The organism is Acinetobacter sp. YH12251 (assembly GCF_013417465.1).
Taxonomy (GTDB): Bacteria; Pseudomonadota; Gammaproteobacteria; order Pseudomonadales; family Moraxellaceae; genus Acinetobacter; species Acinetobacter amyesii.
On the sequence record NZ_VPDZ01000047.1, the window covers coordinates 1 to 2,662 of the forward strand.

The following is a 2,662-nucleotide window of genomic DNA, read 5'->3' on the forward strand; positions in this document are numbered from 1 at the left end:
TCAGCCATTTTTTGAATACGGGCTTGGCTCTCTGGAGAGCGGCTAGCTAACAATTCTTGCAGAGTCTTAGCCATTAGATTTATCTCCTAGGGTAGTGAGATGAAGTTGGTATTGTTCATCTGCAATACCAGCATGTCTTTATAAAAACGCTTTTTACCGCCTTTATCAGCAATACATAGAACAATAGCCTGTCGTAAGGGATCAAATGCGAAGAAAGCTCTTAAGGGTCTACCGCGATGTTGAACACGCAGTTCTTTCATATTGGTAAATTTAGACTCATACACAGTATCTACTAAAGGACGGCCTAAACTCGGTCCCTGCTGCTGTAGAACAACCAGGGCAGCTAGGACCTGCTCTTATGTAGGTTCATCTTGCTGTTCAAGCCACTGATTAAATAGATCTGTCGTAATGACTGTCCACATACCACAACCAGAATATAGATTATAGTCTATATTTTAGGGGGCATTATGTTTGTTTTGCAAATGAGAAAGGATAGGCAATAAAAAACCCCGGTATCCTGCCGGGGCTTTCCATATTTGGCGCTTAGATCTGACTCCTGTCTGATCTCACGTTCCTTGTTGTTCATCTTATTCTTTTTATCTGGAGCATCCTGCTCTCTATGTCTTCATGATAGGAAATTTCCAGTATTGCGGATAGCAGCAAAGGGCCGAGATTGGTATGAGCCAGGGCTTACAAAATAGCCTAAATTTTATCCACAAAAAATGTGGATAATTTTGGACATTGAGGCATTGATAAAATTTGAAAAACCTCAAAACTGACTATTTTTTAGTCAAATTTATTGGCAAGAAGTATCAAAACCGCTCATAAAAAAGCCGACTTGTTTCAAAATCGGCTTTTTGGTCATTTTTGGATTTTTCTATTTTTATTAAGTGGTTGATATTTAGATTAATATACAAGTGTACTTCGTATAACGCCCATTATGTTAAATATATATCAATTTGATCTTTAGAATTAATTCTATTACTTGTCATTTATAATCAATGCATTATTATAAGATATAAATAATTTAAGGAAAATCAAGTGAGTAGAATTAATAGTTACAGCGCATTTTATGTAAGTGAACCTTTTGACCCATCTTCATTAGGAGCATATGCTACACATGACTTTTGTCATTATCAGATGCTAAAAGCATGGAAAGGAAAAGATGGTAGTTTTCCATTTTATAACGCTCATGAAACGACTTATAACGTTCGAGATAATAGTAATTGGGAGCAAACCTTAAAACCTAGATTAAGAGAAAGATTAAGAAATTCAAAAAATATTATTCTTTTTTTAAGTTCAAAGACTAAAAACTCAAGAGCATTAAGAGAAGAAATTGATTATGGCGTGAATGTACTTAAACTACCAATTATTGTTGTTTATCCAGAATTTACGACATACAGTGAACTTTTATCAGTAAATGGACAATTTAAAAATGAAGTGACTCAATTGTGGGATAATTTACCAATTTTCAGGGACTCTAAAAAAAATATTCCTGTTTTACATGTTCCCTTAAATAAGTCCTTACTTCATAACGCACTATTAAACAAAGGATTTACAGTACAGTCACCTCTAGAATCTAAAGACTATAAATTATAATGAAAGTTAAAATATTTAATAAAAAGTTGAGAGATTCCTTTTTTTTAAAAATATCTCTATTCAGTGCCTTTGCAACATTATTACTTGCTTTTGTTCCCATACCATCAAAGATACAAGGCTTATTAGGTGGAGTATTCTTAGTATTTTTAGTGATTATTTATATCTATGATTGGAGAAAAGCAAATAAATTAAATTCAGTTGAAATTGATATTGAAGGTACTACAGTTTGTATTAAGGAAGGCGATATTTTTGAAGAAGATGGATTGAAGGTAATTGCTTTTAATGAATATTTTGACACTTTAGTTGATAATAAAATTATTAATGAAGTTTCTCTAAATGGAATTTTTTTACAAAAAAAATTAGATATAGAAATAAGTGCTCTTGATCAAGAGATTGATAACTATCCTTTTGAGGATAATGAAATATTAGAGGAAAACGTAGATCGTTTAGTTGGAAAGAAAAAGAAGTTTAAAATAGGAACTATATTTGTTCATAATGACTATATTTTGACTGCTTTTTCTAAATTTGACTCCTCTAATAGAGCTAATTTAACCATGCCTGAGTATCTAGGATTTCTAATAACATTCTGGGACAAAGTAAATATAGTTTATGGGCAGCGCAGTGTTTCTGTCCCTATATTTGGTTCAGGTATTACAAGGATTAAAGAGCATAGGGGAATTAGTGATGAGGACTTACTAAAAATTATGATTTGGACATTCAGAATTAGCGAAATGAGATTTAAACATCCTGCTAAATTAACTATTGTTATTCACTCTGAAAAAATGAATAAAATAAATTTATTGGATATTCAGGAAACAAAGAATGGAATTTGATTAAGATTTCCTTAAATTAACATAATACACCTTATATGAAACACTTTATATTTATCATTAAATTTCAGTATATTAGATTAAGCCGCTCTAGGAAGTAAGGCACCAGAGCGGCTTTTTATTGATTATTCATGTTCCACGCTTAAAATTCGAACAGTGTTTCATGATTTTTATAAGTTAAACTAAATTTAGTTGCTAATCCCAATAAGCTATTCACTAACTTGTAAATATCG

Annotated in this window: 2 protein-coding genes and 2 pseudogenes; 2 read left to right on the top strand and 2 right to left on the bottom strand. The window is 31.7% G+C overall.

Annotated features, from left to right (window positions below; translation table 11 throughout):
• Positions 1 to 74: pseudogene (locus FTV27_RS16925) on the bottom strand (transcriptional regulator); the annotation flags it as partial.
• Positions 67 to 422 (bottom strand): annotated as a pseudogene (locus tag FTV27_RS16930) (type II toxin-antitoxin system RelE/ParE family toxin). The pseudogenes FTV27_RS16925 and FTV27_RS16930, both read right to left, overlap by 8 nt.
• Before the next feature lie 619 nt (positions 423 to 1,041).
• On the opposite strand from FTV27_RS16930, the gene FTV27_RS16935 reads away from it, so the two are divergent.
• Together FTV27_RS16935 and FTV27_RS16940 are read left to right on the top strand one after the other, a co-directional pair.
• Positions 1,042 to 1,599 (top strand): TIR domain-containing protein, encoded by a 558-nt coding sequence (locus tag FTV27_RS16935; RefSeq protein ID WP_026094005.1) that lies wholly within the window; start codon positions 1,042 to 1,044, stop codon positions 1,597 to 1,599.
• Positions 1,599 to 2,432: a macro domain-containing protein gene (locus FTV27_RS16940; RefSeq protein ID WP_019383561.1), complete on the top strand. Its 834-nt coding sequence runs from the start codon at positions 1,599 to 1,601 to the stop codon at positions 2,430 to 2,432. Before FTV27_RS16935 ends, FTV27_RS16940 begins: the two co-directional genes overlap by 1 nt.
• Positions 2,433 to 2,662 lie beyond the last annotated feature (230 nt).

What these genes read in the sequence shown, in the direction of transcription:
- FTV27_RS16940 (WP_019383561.1), top strand. Translation starts at nt 1,599, where the DNA reads ATGAAAGTTAAAATATTTAATAAAAAGTTGAGAGATTCCTTTTTTTTA.